Source organism: Pedobacter sp. CG_S7 (genome assembly GCF_040544395.1).
In the GTDB taxonomy this organism is placed as follows: Bacteria; Bacteroidota; Bacteroidia; order Sphingobacteriales; family Sphingobacteriaceae; genus Pedobacter.
On the sequence record NZ_JBEONS010000108.1, the window covers coordinates 1 to 1,005 of the forward strand.

General features: G+C 34.9%; 1 protein-coding gene. It reads right to left on the reverse strand.

Features of this window, described 5'->3' with window-relative positions:
• Positions 1-130 precede the first annotated feature (130 nt).
• Entirely contained in the window at positions 131-874 is a 744-nt protein-coding gene (locus AAKU52_RS17500) for an SIMPL domain-containing protein (protein ID WP_354335924.1), read from the reverse strand.
• Between the last annotated feature and the right edge of the window lie 131 nt (positions 875-1,005).

Consider the following 1,005-nt stretch of genomic DNA (forward strand, 5'->3'; position numbering starts at 1 on the left):
CCCGCTTTTTTCTGAAAATAAAATCCAAAGAAAATAACACCTTAAACGATTTTTCAGGTCAGTAAAGTAAGTTAGAGGGAACCTGAGTGGTTACCATTTAATCTGGTTAAATAGATTTTATTAAAGTTTCTTATTTTACAGCATATTCCGTTCGCAGGGTAATGCTAGCTGTTTTGTTTTTTGAAGTAGTATTAAAGGCACCCCCGTAGCTATAATTCTCATTGCTATTTTGTCCGGTAATTTGAAAAACACCCATACTTGCATATTTAAGGTCGCCAAGGGCACTACCAGCATTTTCAGCAATACTCTGGGCACGGTCTTTAGCATCTTTACTTGCTTTTGCAAGTAAGTCAATCTTTAACTCAGCCATTTTGGTGTAATAATAGGATGGGGCAGAAGAGTTAAGTTCAATACCACTTTGAATCAGTTCTGTAATTTCGCGGCTTATTTTTTCTACTTTATCTATGTCATTAGCCTCTACCTTTACATTTTGCGTAAGGCTATAACCAGTGAATTTGTTTGATAGCAAACGGCCATTATTATCATATACCGGGTTATATTGTTTATTTATACTAACCGAAGAGAATACCATTTTATTGTCTTCTAATCCCTTCTTTTTGAGGTAAGCCTTGATCGCAATTTCATCATTTTTTAAATTAGCATAAGCCTGTTTAAGGTCCATACTTTCCCTTGAATAATAACCTTGCCACACGATAAGGTTGCTCACGAAATTTTTACTGGCCATTCCAGTAACTACAACACGTTTTTTGTCTTTAAATTTAAATTTATAAGCACCTGCAAATACAAGCGCTGAAAGAAGAATGGAAAGTGCTATGATAGCTGGGGAAATATAGTATTTATCGAAAGTACGCATGATTCAATATACGTATAAATTAATATCTTATTGTATTCGTAACTACTCAGGTACCTCTATGATGAAGCAATAGTCAAGAAAGCATTTAAGATGGCCTGCTCATTTTTCTTGCAGGTGTCGGTAATAGAACG